This window comes from Natronomonas gomsonensis, assembly GCF_024300825.1.
Lineage (GTDB): Archaea > Halobacteriota > Halobacteria > Halobacteriales > Haloarculaceae > Natronomonas > Natronomonas gomsonensis.
This window is the reverse complement of the sequence record NZ_CP101323.1, coordinates 2,355,062-2,369,041: the sequence shown is the minus strand read 5'-3', so window position 1 is coordinate 2,369,041 and position 13,980 is coordinate 2,355,062. Positions and strand designations below refer to the sequence as shown.

The window sequence follows — 13,980 nt, the reverse complement described above, 5'->3', positions numbered from 1 at the left end:
CCACTCGGCGGCAGAGGCGACGTAGTGAGCGAAACCCCTCCCGCGTGGAGTGACCCGCGACTCCTCGCGTTGACCGCCCTCGGTGCCGTCCTCAGAGTCTTCGAAGTCGGAGCCGAGTCGCTGTGGATAGACGAGATAACCACCCTCGACATCGTCTCGACGGTTCCGACCCACGAACTGTTCACCTTCGTCCCGCAGTATCAACCCCACTTCCCGACGTACTACGTCCTGTTGGACCTGTGGACGGAGTTCATCGGCACCCACCCAGCTGTCGTTCGGGCGCCGGCGGTGATTTTCGGCATCCTGTCGGTTCCGCTCCTCGTCAGACTCGGCAGTCGGCTGTTCGACCGGCCGACCGGCTTCCTTGCGGGTGGGCTGTTGGCCATCTCGTCGTTCCAACTCGCCCACGCCCAAGAAGCACGGATGTACACGTTGGTCGTGTTGTTGACCATCGTCTCGACGGAGTGGCTCGTCCGTGCCCTGAACGGTGCCGGGCGGCGGACCGCTCTCGGATACGTGGTCGCCGCGTCGGTGTTGACCTACACTCACCCGATGGCCGGGTTGGCGGTCCTCGCACAGGCCTTCGCGGTCGGGGTGTTGCACCGCGACCGCGTGGTCGAGTTGCTCGGCGGTCGAGCCGTCGGCATTCTCGTCGCCGGGGGCGTGGTCGCGCTGCCGCTGGCGGCGTTCGTGTTCGAGACGTTCCTCTCGGGTATCGAGTTGACGTTCACCGACTTCAGCGGGGTCGCCATCGGCGAGACGGTGCTCGCCTTCTTCGGCGAGTGGCCGTATCCGGCGGTGGCCGTGTCGGTCGCCTGTGCCGTCGTGCTGTTCGCCGCTATCGGCGGTCGAGACCTCCGTTCGAACTGGCGGACGGCCCTCACCGTTTCGCTCGCGGTGGTACCCCTCGGCGTGTTACTCGTCGCGTCGTATCTCGTGACCTCGTTTCTGTGGCCGCGGTACGCCATCGTCGCCGCGCCAGCGTGGTACGTCCTCGTCGGGCGAGGACTCAGGAACGTGGCGCTTCCCGCCGCCGGTTCGCTACGGTCGTCGGTAGTAGACGGCACCACGGGACTGACGGTCGCTCGACGCGCCGCCGTCGTTGCGTTGGCCGTCACACTCGTCGCCGGAACGGTCGGCGGTACCGTCGCGTATCACACGACGCCTGACCGCGAGCAGTGGGACGAGGCCGGTGACCTGCTTGACCGACGGGCCAGCGACGACGCCGTCGTGCTCGTCAGCGAGTGTATCACCCGCCGAGCAGTCGTCCGGTACACCGACCGGTCACACCGAATCGAGGGAATCGTCAGCCCGGAGACCGCTACAGGGTTACCCCAGACAGACTCCGAACGAATCAGCCGACTCGTCCGGTCGGCCGACGAGGTGTGGGTCGTTTACTCACACGTCGCCGACCGCGAGGTGAACCGAATCGGGCGAATCACCGGACGGACCCACGTCAAAACCCTCGACCGGTCGTTCGTCGGCGTCAGCGTCGTCCGCTACGAAGGGAACGCGAGCGTGTCGACGGCACCGTCGACACGGTGTCGGGACCGGAACGTCCCGATTGCTTCGAAAAACGGGGTGAAAGCGGTGGCGTAGCCAGTCAAGCCGACTACGGACTGACGGCGTTCGACGGCTCCGATTGGCCGTTAGCGCACCCGGGACTCGGATGGCGAGCGGTTCCACTCTCCCGGCGAATCGAACCCAGCGAGACTATCGTGAACTGCAGCGGTGACACCCCAGAGGCCGAGTTGCCCGACCACGACGGTGCCAATGTATGCGGCTTCGAGGGCGCCCGGGACGCCGCCCTCGTAGCCCGGCGCCGGTGCTGCGAGGACGGCGCCGCCGACGATTGCGGCGAAGACAGCGAGTGCTGCTGCCGTGCCGACCAGTCGGCCATACTCGGCGAGTCGGTGATACACCCACCCGGAAGCGAGGCAAGCGAGGGCACCGACGGCCATCAGACCGGCGTACAGATACAGCGCGAGGTCGGTCGATATCGCCGTCTCGACGCCCGGCGCCGCCGGGGGCAAGACGAGCCACGGGACGCCGGATACCGTAAGAAAGCCGCCGAGTCCGAGCAGGTAGCTCCCGCCGCTGTCGGGCAACGCCGGTTCGAGGAGATACCCAACGAGACCGAAGACGACGAGACCGAACAGCAGGCCGAGGGCGGCGCTGCCGCCGACGGAGACGACGCTCGTGATGCCGTCGGCGACGGCAGTCGCCTCGTGTCCGTGTTCGTGGCCGTGATTGGCCAGTTCCTCGGCGTGTGCGACGAGGGGGTTGCCGACCAGCGCCACGTACAGCCCGTAGGCGCCGCCGCCGACCGCACCGGCAATCGCCCCGCGTCGGAGCGCGTCGTACATCAGTGACAGACGACGCCCGCGACGTGGCGGCCGTTGTGCATCGCGTCGTGGACGAGCGGTTCCTGTGCGAACGCCAACAGGAACAGCGCGAGCGTCACAGCCAGGAGACCGACTGCGGCCTCCGTCGGCGAGAGCGTCGCACGGGCGGTGTCGATTCGGTTCCGAACGGAGTCGTTGGCTGCCGACATTGAAATTCTAATTGCGTAAAGAACAAGCAAGATTGTAAATCTATCGACGGGCGTCGGTGACGGCCCGCTCGACACGTTCGGGCGTCAGGGCGTCGAGCGGGACGCGCTCGCCGTCGGTCGCGACGAGGACTTCACCGAGTACACCCCGTCGTTCACCGGCGTCGACACAGACGACGCGGGCGCCCGTCTCAGCGAGGGATTCGGCCGCTCGCCGCGTCTCAGCGGTCGGTGATTCCGCGGCGTTGGCCCGACCGTCCGAGACGACGACGACCACGGCCGCTTCCGGGTCGGCGGCGTCGACGACCTCCTTCGCTGTCCGAAGCCCCGCCGGCAACGGCGTCCGGTTGCCGGTCGGTAGTTCCTTCAGGTGTCGCGCCGCGAGCGTCACCGAGTCCGTCGGCGGCAACAGCACCTGCGCGTCCTCGCCCGCGAAAGCGACGACGGCGACGCTGTCCCGTTCGGTGTATGCGTCTTCCAGCAGTTCGAGCGTGACGCCCTTCGCCGCCCGCATCGCCGGTCGCATCGAGGCGCTGGCGTCAACGGCGAAGACGACCAGCGCCTCGCCGTCGCCAGACCGCACCGACTGTCGAAGGTCGCGTTGGTCGATTCGCGAGGACCCCCGTTTGGCTGCGGTGCGGGCCGACGCGGCCGCGTCGATTCCGGCCGTGCCGTCCGTTCGTTCCGTTCGAACGCGAGTTCCGCGATTGCCCGCCGCGGGTGCGACACCGGCCCGTCCCGACCCCGTTTCTGCCTCGGCCTCTGGGGCGTCGATTTCGGGGGCGGCCGCCGCCTCCGGCCTCTCGGCGGGTTCCTCTCGGGGTTGGCCGGGGACGAGCGGCGTCGCGTCTTCTCCGTCGTCCGACTCCGAGTCCGGACACTCCCCACCGGAACCGTCGTTCGGCGCCCCGACACCGTCGTCAGCCGACCCCGACTGTGGGTTCGGAGCCGAGGAGTCGTCGGTGTCGCCGTCCGCGTCCGGGTCCGCTTCGGGGCCGTCCTCCGGCGTGGACTGGTCGTTCGAATCCTCGGATGGCTGTAGCTCCGTTTCGGCGTCCTCACCGTCGTCAGCGCCGTCCGGATGGACATCGGAGCCCGGTTCGGACTCGGAGCCGGCGTCCTCGTCGGCTGACTCCTCTGCGTCCTGTTCGCCCTCGCCGTCCTCGAAGTGGTCGTCTATGACCTCCTCAGCATCGGGTGCGTCCTCGAACGGCGCCGACTGCATCCGGTGGTTCAACGCGAGTTCGGCGGCCCGTCGGATGTCGCCGTCGGTGGCCGTGGGGCGTCCGGCGAGCGCCGCGAGCGCGCGGGCGGCGCGAGCGGTCGCTATGTCCGCACGGTGGCCGTCGACGCCGGCATCGACACACAACTCCGCAATATCCCGCTTCTGGTCGTCGGTCAGCGCGACCGAATCGAGCAGGTCACGCGCCCGGTCGAGTCGCCGGCGGTGGTCGTCGGTGTCGTCGTCGGCCGACGACGCGCCGTGGAGGTCGCCGTCGATGACGGCGACGCGGTCGTCTATGTCGCGTTCACCCTGCACCTCGACGGAGAGACCGAAGCGGTCCCGGAGTTGCGGCCGAAGGTCGCCCTCCTCTGGGTTCATCGTCCCGACGAGGGTGAACTCAGCGGGGTGGGCGACGCTGACACCGTCGCGTTCGACGCGGTTGACGCCCGAGGCAGCGGCGTCGAGCAATACGTCGACGAGGTGGTCCTCTAGGAGGTTGATTTCGTCGACGTACAGCAGGCCGCGATTGGCACGGGCGAGCAGGCCGGGGTCGAACTCGGCGTCGCCTGCGAGGGCGTCGGAGACCGACAGCGTCCCGACGACGCGGTCCCGTGTCGCCCCCAGTGGGAGGGTCACGAGCGGGACGGGCCGCGTCTCGACCGGCAGCGCCGCGCGCTCGCGGCAGGATTCACACTGCCGGGTGCGGTCGTCCGGCGGACAGCCGTAGGGACAGTCCGCGACGGCGCGTTGTGCCGGCAACAACTCCGCGAGGCCGCGGACGAGCGTCGACTTTGCGGTCCCCTTCTCGCCGGAGACGAGCAGGCCGTCGAGGCCGTCGTCGACCGCGACCGCCAAGAGCGCCTCCTTCAGTCGCCCTTGGCCGACCACCGCCCCGAACGGCGTGGAAACGCTTTTGGTTTCGCCCGAATCAAACACAATTGTATTAGCACAACCGGAGTTTATCAATATTATGCCACGGGTTGGACTCTACACCGCGACCGAAAACGAACTGGGCGCGTTACAACGCGCCGCCGGCGAGGTCGGTTCGGACCTCGTCGTCCGCTCGGAGAGCGACCTCGACGACCCCGAAGCCGTCGAGGCGTTCTGCGACGAACTGACCGACTGCGACGTGGCCGTGCTGTGGCTTCACGGCGGTGAGGACAGCATGCCCGGCTACGACCGCGCTATCGAAGCCTGCTACGAGGCAGGCGTCCCCGTCGTCGTGAAGGCGACCGGCGACGCCTTCGCCATCGAAGACACGTCCGTCCCCGGGAGCGTTCGGGACACCGTCTCGGCGTACCTCGAACGCGGCGGAAGCGCGAACCTCGCCAACGCCGTCCGGTATCTGGTCGACCGATTCACGCCCGAGGAACCGACCTACGACGACCCCGTCGACCTGCCGACCGAAGGGGTGTATCACCCCGAGTATCCCGGCACTTCCTACGAGGAGTTGCGGGCGACGCTGGACCCCGAGACGCCGACCGTCGCGGTGTGGTTCTACGAGTCCCACTGGACCCACGAGAACACCCGCTACGTCGACGCGCTCGTGGAAGCCATCGAAGCCGAGGGCGCCGACGCTCTGCCCGTGTTCTGTAATCCCGTCACCGACACCGACGAACAGGAAGACGCCGAATGGGTCGTCGACGAGTGGCTAACTGACGAGGCGGGCGAACCGCTCGTCGATGCGGTGTGCTCGTCGTTCATGTTCTCGCTGTCGATGGCCGAGCGCGGCCGCGATGCCGACGACGAGGGCGGCGACGCAGAGGAAGTGTTCCTCAAGCGTCTCGGCGTGCCCGTCCTCCAGACGGTGACAACGATGCGCTCGCGCTCCCGATACGAGTCGAGCGACACCGGCGTGATGGGGTTCGAACTCGCGCTGTCGGTTGCGCTGCCGGAGTTCGACGGCAACGTCATCACCCACCCCATCTCCGGGAAGGAACGCACCGACGACACCGCTGGCATCGGGTCGGCGCCGAAACAGCACTTCCCCATCGAGGACCGCATCGACCACGCCGCCTCGCTTTCGGTCAACTGGGCGACCCTCCGTCACACCCCCAACGACGAGAAGAACGTCGCTGTCGTCCTGCACAACTACCCGCCGAGCGACGATGGCATCGGCACCGCCTTCGGCCTCGACTCGCCGGAATCGACGGTAAATCTGCTGTCGGAACTCCGAGGCCGAGGCTACGAGTTAGGTGGACAGTTCCCCGAATCGGGCCAGAACCTCGTCGAGACGCTCACATCGCAGTTGACGCTCGACGACCGCTGGGTCGCGCCCGAAGACGTCCGGGAGCGTTCGGTCGACATCGTCTCCTCGGAGCAATACGAGTCGTGGTGGAGCGACGCCGACGAGGCCTTCCGCGAGAACGTTCTGGAGGAGTGGGGCGACCCGCCGGAGCGACCCTTCGCCATTCCCGGCGTCGAGTTCGGCAACGTCCTCGTGACCGTCCAGCCGCCGCGTGGGTTCGGGATGGACCCTTCGAAGGTGTATCACGATTCGGACCTCCAGCCGCCACACGACTACTACGCCTTCTACGCGTGGCTCCGCAACGACTTCGACGCCGACGCCGTCGTCCACCTCGGCACCCACGGCTCCCTGGAGTGGCTCCCCGGGAAGACCGTCGGCCTCGATTCCGGGAGCGCCCCCGACGCGCTCCTCGCCGATTTGCCGAACGTCTACCCCTACATCGTGAACAACCCCGGCGAGGGGACCCAAGCGAAGCGGCGCTCCTATGCCGCAATCATCGACTATCTCACGCCGCCGATGGCCTCGGCAGGGACCTACGACGACCTCGCGGAACTCGAAGAACTGGCCGACCAGTACCGCGAGGCCGGCAGCGCGGCCGGCGAGACGGTCGAACGGCTCCTCCGGGAGAAAGTCGAGGAACTCGATTTGGCCGTCGAGTTGGGTATCGCCGGCGAGATAGACGAACAGGCCGACGTTCGCGGTCCCGACGAAGCCGGCACGACGCTCGCGGAAGGTGCCGTAGACGGCGAGGATGTCGACATCGATGAACTCGTAGAGCGCATCCACGCCTACCTGACAGACGTGAAGACGACCCAGATTCGGATGGGGCTGCACACGATGGGTGAACCGCCCGAAGGCGACCGCCTCATCGAGTATCTCGTCGCGCTGACGCGACTCGAAAACGCCGGCGCACCCAGTCTCCGCGAGAGCGTTGCGGGGGTATTGGGCATCGACTACCAACGGATGCTCGATTCGCCGGGCGAGTACGACGAGGCGCTCGGAATGACCTACTCCCAAGCCGCCGACGCAGTCCACGAAACGAGCGTCGAGTTGGTCGAGACACTCGCCGAACAGGGCTTCGACGTACCCGAATCCGAAGTCGACGCCGACCCCGACGACGAGGTGAACATGAACTTACTCGTCGTCGACATCGACCCCCTCGGCGATGCACGCGTGGCCGGCGGCGCCCACGACGACTTACGGGAGGTGCTGGCGTTCATCTTCGAGGAGGCCGCCCCGCGTGTCTTCGGCGCCGAAGACGAGATTCCACAGACCGCCGACGCCCTGAACGGCGAGTACGTCCCGCCGGGTGGCTCCGGTGCGCCCACTCGCGGCGGCGTCGACCTGTTGCCGACGGGTCGGAACTTCTACACGCTGGACCCACGGAAGGTGCCCGCCAAGTCGGCGTGGGAGGTCGGACGGGAGGTCGCTGATGGGACGCTACAGCGCCACCACGGCGAACACGACGAGTACCCCGAAGAGGTCGGCGTCGTCGCCTGGGGGACGCCCACCGTCCGCACGCGCGGGGAGACCATCGCACAGGTGCTCGCGCTGATGGGCGTCGAACCCGTCTGGACCGACGCCGGCCGAATCGACGGCGTAGAGCCGATTCCGCTGGAGGAGTTGGGCCGTCCCCGCGTCGACGCGACGACGCGGGTGTCGGGGCTGTTCCGGGACGCCTTCCCGCAGGCCGCCGGCGTCATCCACGACGCCGTCGAGGCCGTCGTCGACCTCGATGAACCCCACGAGATGAACTACGTGAAGAAACACGTCGAGGAGGAAACCGAGGAACTGGAATCCGAAGGGGTAGACCCCGACGAGGCCCGCGACGCCGCGATGCCACGCGTCTTCACGACGCGACCGGGCGGCTACGGCGCCGGCACGAACAAGGCCGTCGACGAAGGGAACTGGGAGGACCGTTCGGATTTGGCCGAGGTGTACGTCCAGTGGGGCGGCTATGCGATGGGCTCTCGCGGCCGCGTCAGCGAGGACCACGACGCCTTCCGGCGCCGCCTCGGCAACGTCGAGGCGACGGTCAAAATCGAGGACACGATGGAACAGGACGAGTTCGACTCCTCCGATTGGTACGCCTTCCACGGCGGCTTCATCACCGCCGTCTCGGAAGTCTCGGGTGAGGAACCCGCCTCCTACGTCGGCGACTCCTCGGACCCCGACAACGTCTCCGTCTACACCAACGAGGAGAAAGTCCGCAAGGCGATGCGGGCCCGCGTGCTGAACCCGGAGTGGCTCGATTCGATGGAAGAACACGGCTACAAGGGCGCCGGCGACCTCTCTTCGACCGTCGACGTGACGCTGGGCTGGGACGCCACCACGGGCGTCGTCAGCGACACGCTGTGGAACGAAGTCGCCGAGGCCTACGCCTTCGATGCCGACAGACAGGAGTGGCTGCGCGAGGTGAACCCGTGGGCGCTGGAGTCCATCACCGACACGCTGTTGGAGGCCATCGAGCGGGGACTGTGGAACGCCGACGACGAGACTGAAGAGCGACTGAAAGATCTCAACCTGTCCGTCGACGGTGACCTCGAAGAGCGTGCATCGAATCCCGGTACTGTCGGGGAGGTGACGAGCGATGACGACTGACCCTGAATTCGAGGCCTACGCCGACCTCGGTGCGACCACTTCCGAGGCGATGGACATCGCCGAGACGAGCATGGACCGCGTCCACGAACTCGTTCCCCAAGAGACGCTGGCCGACCGGGTCCGGGCGAAGGCCGTCCACGCCACCGGCGACCCCGAGTTCCAGTATCTCGTGCGATTTACGGGGAGCGATGACTCCGAACCGCTCCGGACGGGCGCGCGGGCAGTCCTCGATGAACGCCCCATCGTCACCGACATCACGATGGTCAAATCCGGCATCACGGGACGGGGCCACGACTGCGAGGTGCGGAAGGCCATCGGCAACGGTGCCGACCTCGCCGCCGAGACGGGGATGACCCGGACGGCCGCCTCGGTGCTCGAACTCGACAAGCGGGGCGTCTACGAGGGCGCAATCGCCGTCGTCGGCAACGCCCCCACCGCGGCGCTGGCGCTGGCCGACTGCATCGAGCAGGGTACCCGACCGGCAGTCGTCGTCGCCACACCTGTGGGCTTCGTGAAAGCCGCAGAGAGCCGTAAGCGACTGCGTTCAGTGTGTTCCGAACACGGCGTCCCGGCGATTACGAACGTCGGCCGACGGGGCGGAAGCGGCCTCGCTGCGGGGCTGACGAACGAACTGGTCCACGTCGCGAGCGACGTGCGGTCCGGGGACCTCGAACTGGAGTCCGAACAGTGACCGACGAAATCGAGTTCCCCGACGAACCGGCCGAATACGCCGCCGACGCACCCGAAACGGAAGGCGTCGACGGGGGCGTGACACCGGTGTACGCCGTCGGTATCGGCCCCGGCAACTCCGAGTACCTCACCCGGCGTGGCGCCCGCGCCATCCGGGAGGCTGACGTTGTCGTCGGCTTCGAAACCGTCGTCGAGTTCGTCCGCGAGGAAATCACCGGCGAGGCGCTGACCTGCGGCTACCGCGACGAACCCGAGGTGCTGGCGACGTTCCGCGAACGCGTCGCCGACGGTGCCAGCGGGACGGCGGTGTTGATGGGCGACCCGAACCACTCCGGCTACCAGTTCGTCGGTAAGGTCGAATCGGCCGTCGAGGGGCTCGCCCCCGTCGAGGTGGTTCCGGGGATTTCCTCGCTACAGGTGGCGGCGAGTCGCGCCCGGACGCCGATGGAGGCGACGACGTTCGTCACCCTCCACAAGAGCGGACCAATCGAGGCCGGCCTCCGGCGACTGGAGCGCGATGTCGGTGACCGGCATCTGCTGGTCCTGCCGCGGCCCTACGACTGGATGCCGGAGCGAATCGCCCACCGCCTGCTGGAGGCGGGGGCACCGGACTGTGAGGCGCTCGTCTTCGAACGGCTGACTCACGCCGAGGAATCCGTGACACGAACGTCGCTGTCGGCGCTGGCCGACGACATCGATGCGAAGGAGGAGACGGCGTTTTCGGACCTCTCGGTGCTGGCAGTGCGGCGGTAGTGTCGGCGGTCAGCGGCCGCCGTCGGTTGCGACCGGGTCGACGGCGGCGGTACCGGACCCGAGCGAGCGGGCCTTCGCCACCTCGGCCTCGATGGCGTCGGTGACGGCCTCGTGGTCGCCGAGTGGGTCGGCGTAGGCGAGTCCGCCGCGGTCGAGTTCCAGTTTCGCCGGCAGGGCGCTGTCGGTCTCCTCACACGGGGCAATGAAGAACGGGACCGCGACGGCCCGGTCGCCGGTGAGGTTGTAGCGGACACACTCCGCAGCAGGGTTCTGCAACAGGTAGGCAGTCGTGACTTCGCCGTATCGGGTCGACTCCCGAAGGCGGGTCGCGTGGGCCTCGGTCGCCCGCCGGTGGCCCTCCCGGGAGGTGTCGCCAAAGGCCAAAAGCGCCAGCGATGCGTCGTCGCCGGGAGCGACGGCCTCCCGAGCGCGGTCGGCGAGTGTAAGACTCACCGCGGGACTGGTGCCGACCGGTTCGCAGTGGTGGGCAGTCGGCATTGCTCCCGGTATGCCGCGAGTCGTGTCTCGGTTGGGAGCGACGGCCATCGGGACGACGTACGTCTCCCCATCGGCGTCGGCGGATAATTCCGCCGGGTCGTAGTCGTAGGTGTCCACGGCGATGCGGTCGGCCACGCCGCGCTCTCGGAGTCGCATCGCGTGTGTCTCGGCTACCGCACGCGTGTGTTGGCGACCGACGAGCAGGAGTGTGTCCGTCATGGATGTTTAATCAAGTGCGCTTGTATTAGCGCAACCTTTCTTGTAGTACGCTGTGAGGGCATCCAGTAAATAGATTTCGGGCAACGAGCCGCGACCCGCAAACTCAAGTTCGGTTGCACTAACACCAATCATAATGACTCGACTCGTCTGCTGTGCCGGTTCGACCCGGACGGCCCGAATCGACGGCATCAGCGCCGCTGGCGCCGATTCTGACCTGATGGCCCACACGCCCAGCGCCGACGCCGAAATACTCGCCTACGGCCGCCCCGTCCGTTCGCCCGTCGTTCCGGTCTCCCCGAGCGGCTGTCCGACCCCCGCCGTCGTGACCCGAGCCGTTCTCGAACGGCTCGGGGTCGATTTTACCGTCGTCGATTCGGGCCTCGCCGAACCGACCGGCGCGCCGACCGTCACCGTCGGCGCCCGCACGGGAGAGGACATCCGCGAGCGCGACCCCGTCCCCTCCGCGCCCGGCGCCTTCGCCGCCGCCAGACAGTTCGGCCGGGCGTTGCCCGATGACGAACTGTTCCTCGCCGAAACCGTCCCCGGCGGCACGACGACCGCACTCGGCGTCCTCACCGCACTCGGCGAGGCCGACGTGCTGGGCGACCGCACGGTCTCCTCGTCGCTGTCGGAGAACCCACTGGAGTTGAAACGGCGCGTGGTCGACGAAGCGCTCTCGGCCTCGTCGCTGGCGGCCGGCGACGCCGCCGACGAACCGACGGTCGCACTCCGCCGGGCGGGCGACCCCGCCCTCGCCGTCCTCTGTGGCATCGCCGCCGGCGCTTTGGAGACCGACACCGCCGTCACGCTGGCGGGCGGCACCCAACTGGTCGCCGCTGCGGCCTGTCTTCGACACGACGGCTACGACGGACCCCTGACGCTCGCGACCACCTCCTTCGTCGACGACGACCCCGCTGTCGACCTCGGCCGTGCCGGCCGCGAACTCGACCTCGCGGTGACGACGACCGACCCTGGATTCACCGACGACCACCCCGCGATGGCCGCCTACAACCGCGGCGAAGCCAAGGAGGGCGTCGGGATGGGCGGCGCCCTCGCGCTGGCCGACCGCGCCGGCCTACCGATGGCCGACGTACGCGATGGGGTCCGCGAGGTGTACGACCGCCTCCTGGCCGATACCGACCGAGAGGTGCCCAAGGCGTGAACGGCATCGTCCTCGCGGGCACCTCCTCGGGCGTCGGCAAGACCGTCGCCACGCTCGCCGTCCTGCGGGCACTCCAGCGGACGGTGCGAGACCCCCAACCGGCGAAGGCGGGGCCGGACTTCATCGACCCAAGCCACCACGCCGCCGTCTGCGAGAAACCGTCCCGGACGCTGGACCCGTGGCTGGCCGGCGAGGAGGGCTGTCGGCGCAACTACCACCGCGGTTCGGGCGACATCTGTGTCGTCGAGGGGATGATGGGACTGTACGACGGGACGAACTCGACGGCCGCTGTCGCGGAGACACTCGAACTTCCAGTGGTGCTCGTCGTCGACGCGAAGGCCGGCATGGAGAGCGTCGCCGCCCAGGGGCTCGGCTTTCGCGAGTACGCCGCCGAAGCCGACCGCGACATCGACGTGGTCGGCGTCCTCGCCAACCGCGCCCACGGCGGCCGCCACGAGGCCGGCATCCGGGATGCGCTCCCCGATTCGTTATCGTACTTCGGCCGGGTGCCGCCACTCGGTGGGTTGGAGATTCCCGACCGCCACCTCGGCCTCCACATGGGTCGGGAGGCGCCCATCGACGCGGAGACGCTCGATGCGGCCAGCGAGGAAATCGCTGTCGAGGAACTGCTGGAGGTGGCGACGGAACCACCACGGCCGGAGCCCCGACCACACGGAACCGACACCGGAAAGACGGTCGCAGTCGCCGACGACGCCGCGTTCTGCTTTCGCTATCCGGCGAGTCTCGAACGGCTCCGGGAACGCGCCGAGGTGGTCACCTTCTCGCCGGTCGCCGGCGACTCGCTGCCCGACTGCGACGGGGTCTATCTCCCCGGCGGCTACCCCGAACTCCACGGCGCGGAACTGGCCGCAGGCGGGACGCTGGCTGAACTCGGAGCGCGGGCCGCCGAGGGGCTGCCCGTCCTCGGCGAATGCGGCGGCCTGATGGCGCTTTCGGAGACGCTGACCGACACCGACGGCGACACCCACGCGATGGCCGGCGTCCTCCCCGCCGACGTGACGATGTGCGAGCGGTATCAGGCACTGGACCACGTCGAGTTGGTCGCTCGCGGGGACACCCTCACCGCCAGCGGCGGCGAGCAGTTGCGCGGCCACGAATTCCACTACTCGACGGCCGAGGTGGCCGACGACGCCGACTTCGCCTTCGAGGTGAAACGGGGGGACGGCATCGCCGGCGCCAAGGACGGCCTCACCGAGTATCGGGCGCTCGGTACCTACGCCCACGTCCACGCCGATTCGGGTGCCTTCGACGCCTTCGTCGACTCCCTCTAGCGGTAGAACTCCCGGTCGCCGTCGTCGTCGACGTACGTCGCCGCCCGCCACGCCGAATCGATTGCGGCGGTGACGACACAGCCGAAAACCCCGACGGCGAGGGCCGCGACGAGCGGCCACGTGGTCCCGTCGATGGCAGCTCCGCCGCCGAAGGTCCCGACGGCGAGAACCGCCGTGAGACCGAGCGATGCAACGGCAACGCGCTCGCGGCCGCCCGTGGGCGTCACCCGGTTGGCCCGGCCGACGGCCTCGGGCAGCGTCGCCGAATCGAGGACCAACGCCGGAACGACGAACGGCGCACACCCCAACCCCACCTCGTTTTGCGCCACGTCGTCCTCGTCGAGCAGTCGGTCCGCGAGGTCGCCGACCGCAAGCCGGGTCTTCAGCCACCGGTACAGCGACCACCGGCGGTCGTAGACGGCAGCACCGGCCGCCGAAGCCGACGTACCGCCGCCGTACTCCGTCCGGCCGACCGCGTAGGCGACGGCGGCGCCGAAGGGGTACCAGACGAGGCCGAGGACCGCGACGACGACGACGGCGACGGCGACGGTCAACAGTTCGCCGAAGCCGACGAGAAAGCCCGGACCCGCCTCGGTGACCGTCCGACGGACGGCCGCGAGGACCTGCCAGCCCGCAGCGAAGCCGACACCGACGGCGAGTGCACCGAGCAGCGTCCAGACGACGGCGGCGGGCGAACGGAGCAGCGCACGGACGGCCATACCGGTTCCGTCGGGCGGCGAG

The 13,980-nt window shown here is 68.5% G+C and carries 11 protein-coding genes; 6 read left to right on the top strand and 5 right to left on the bottom strand.

Annotated features, from left to right (window positions below):
• The first annotated feature begins 24 nt into the window (after positions 1 to 24).
• Positions 25 to 1,599: a glycosyltransferase family 39 protein gene (locus NMP98_RS12570; protein WP_254858072.1), complete on the top strand. Its 1,575-nt coding sequence runs from the start codon at positions 25 to 27 to the stop codon at positions 1,597 to 1,599.
• Between the two features lie 50 nt (positions 1,600 to 1,649).
• On the opposite strand, the gene NMP98_RS12565 is transcribed toward NMP98_RS12570, so the two are convergent.
• Genes NMP98_RS12565 through NMP98_RS12555 form a run of 3 tightly spaced genes read right to left on the bottom strand, consistent with a single transcriptional unit; the run spans position 1,650 to position 4,712 of the window.
• Entirely contained in the window at positions 1,650 to 2,366 is a 717-nt protein-coding gene (locus NMP98_RS12565; protein WP_254858071.1) for a CbtA family protein, read from the bottom strand.
• Positions 2,366 to 2,554 carry a CbtB domain-containing protein gene (locus NMP98_RS12560; protein WP_254858070.1) on the bottom strand — a complete coding sequence of 63 codons (189 nt, stop codon included), beginning with the start codon at positions 2,552 to 2,554 and terminating at the stop codon, positions 2,366 to 2,368. The genes NMP98_RS12565 and NMP98_RS12560 overlap by 1 nt, the downstream gene beginning before the upstream one ends.
• A 40-nt stretch (positions 2,555 to 2,594) precedes the next feature.
• Positions 2,595 to 4,712, bottom strand: a complete 2,118-nt coding sequence (locus NMP98_RS12555) for a VWA domain-containing protein (RefSeq protein ID WP_254858069.1) — start codon at positions 4,710 to 4,712, stop codon at positions 2,595 to 2,597.
• A gap of 34 nt (positions 4,713 to 4,746) precedes the next feature.
• Between NMP98_RS12555 and cobN the strand changes: the two genes are divergently transcribed.
• From cobN to NMP98_RS12540, 3 genes are read left to right on the top strand one after another with little or no spacing between them, the layout of a single operon-like run.
• A complete protein-coding gene (cobN, locus tag NMP98_RS12550) occupies positions 4,747 to 8,625 on the top strand; it encodes a cobaltochelatase subunit CobN (protein ID WP_254858068.1) in 3,879 nt (1,292 codons plus the stop codon).
• Complete coding sequence (locus NMP98_RS12545; protein WP_254858067.1) at positions 8,615 to 9,316, top strand: precorrin-8X methylmutase; 702 nt, start codon at positions 8,615 to 8,617, stop codon at positions 9,314 to 9,316. The genes cobN and NMP98_RS12545 overlap by 11 nt, the downstream gene beginning before the upstream one ends.
• A complete protein-coding gene (locus NMP98_RS12540; RefSeq protein WP_254858064.1) occupies positions 9,313 to 10,068 on the top strand; it encodes a cobalt-precorrin-7 (C(5))-methyltransferase in 756 nt (251 codons plus the stop codon). Before NMP98_RS12545 ends, NMP98_RS12540 begins: the two co-directional genes overlap by 4 nt.
• Before the next feature lie 9 nt (positions 10,069 to 10,077).
• Here the strand turns inward: NMP98_RS12540 and NMP98_RS12535 are convergent, their stop codons facing one another.
• Positions 10,078 to 10,785, bottom strand: a complete 708-nt coding sequence (locus NMP98_RS12535) for a CbiX/SirB N-terminal domain-containing protein (protein WP_254858062.1) — start codon at positions 10,783 to 10,785, stop codon at positions 10,078 to 10,080.
• A gap of 133 nt (positions 10,786 to 10,918) precedes the next feature.
• On the opposite strand from NMP98_RS12535, the gene NMP98_RS12530 reads away from it, so the two are divergent.
• On the top strand, positions 10,919 to 11,947 hold the full coding sequence (locus NMP98_RS12530) for a nicotinate-nucleotide--dimethylbenzimidazole phosphoribosyltransferase (protein ID WP_254858060.1): 1,029 nt from the start codon (positions 10,919 to 10,921) through the stop codon (positions 11,945 to 11,947).
• Positions 11,944 to 13,239 carry a cobyrinic acid a,c-diamide synthase gene (locus NMP98_RS12525; protein WP_254858058.1) on the top strand — a complete coding sequence of 432 codons (1,296 nt, stop codon included), beginning with the start codon at positions 11,944 to 11,946 and terminating at the stop codon, positions 13,237 to 13,239. The genes NMP98_RS12530 and NMP98_RS12525 overlap by 4 nt, the downstream gene beginning before the upstream one ends.
• Here the strand turns inward: NMP98_RS12525 and NMP98_RS12520 are convergent.
• Positions 13,236 to 13,958 (bottom strand): hypothetical protein, encoded by a 723-nt coding sequence (locus NMP98_RS12520; RefSeq protein WP_254858056.1) that lies wholly within the window; start codon positions 13,956 to 13,958, stop codon positions 13,236 to 13,238. The two genes, NMP98_RS12525 and NMP98_RS12520, sit on opposite strands and share 4 nt — an antisense overlap.
• Between the last annotated feature and the right edge of the window lie 22 nt (positions 13,959 to 13,980).

Bases quoted from the DNA above. Each gene is read 5' to 3' on its own strand.
- NMP98_RS12565 (WP_254858071.1), bottom strand. From the start codon at position 2,366: ATGTACGACGCGCTCCGACGCGGGGCGATTGCCGGTGCGGTCGGCGGC.
- NMP98_RS12560 (WP_254858070.1), bottom strand. From the start codon at position 2,554: ATGTCGGCAGCCAACGACTCCGTTCGGAACCGAATCGACACCGCCCGT.
- cobN (WP_254858068.1), top strand. From the start codon at position 4,747: ATGCCACGGGTTGGACTCTACACCGCGACCGAAAACGAACTGGGCGCG.
- NMP98_RS12545 (WP_254858067.1), top strand. From the start codon at position 8,615: ATGACGACTGACCCTGAATTCGAGGCCTACGCCGACCTCGGTGCGACC.
- NMP98_RS12535 (WP_254858062.1), bottom strand. From the start codon at position 10,785: ATGACGGACACACTCCTGCTCGTCGGTCGCCAACACACGCGTGCGGTA.
- NMP98_RS12530 (WP_254858060.1), top strand. From the start codon at position 10,919: ATGACTCGACTCGTCTGCTGTGCCGGTTCGACCCGGACGGCCCGAATC.
- NMP98_RS12520 (WP_254858056.1), bottom strand. From the start codon at position 13,958: ATGGCCGTCCGTGCGCTGCTCCGTTCGCCCGCCGCCGTCGTCTGGACG.